Raw genomic sequence first — 250 nt, forward strand, 5'->3', positions numbered from 1 at the left:
CGATATTGATAATGCCATAGCGCTGGCTGAAGGCTTGGCGGCCGAAGGCACCAACCTCGATTCGGGCGGTACGGACAATCACCTGACCTTGATCGACACCCGCAGCTTGAACATCACAGGCAAAGACGCCGGGCATCTTCTTGATGAGGGGGGCGTGCCCGTAAACAAGAACGCGTTCCCGTTCGTTCCGCCCGGCCCGTTCGTACCCGGCGGAATCCGAATCGGTACCCCTGCCGCGACTCCCCGTCGA

The 250-nt window shown here is 61.2% G+C and carries 1 pseudogene; it reads left to right on the plus strand.

The features are described from left to right. Window positions 1-250 (plus strand): annotated as a pseudogene (locus KVT34_RS30700) (serine hydroxymethyltransferase); the annotation flags it as partial.

Source organism: Paenibacillus sp. GbtcB18 (assembly GCF_019091125.1).
GTDB lineage: Bacteria > Bacillota > Bacilli > Paenibacillales > NBRC-103111 > Paenibacillus_F > Paenibacillus_F chitinolyticus.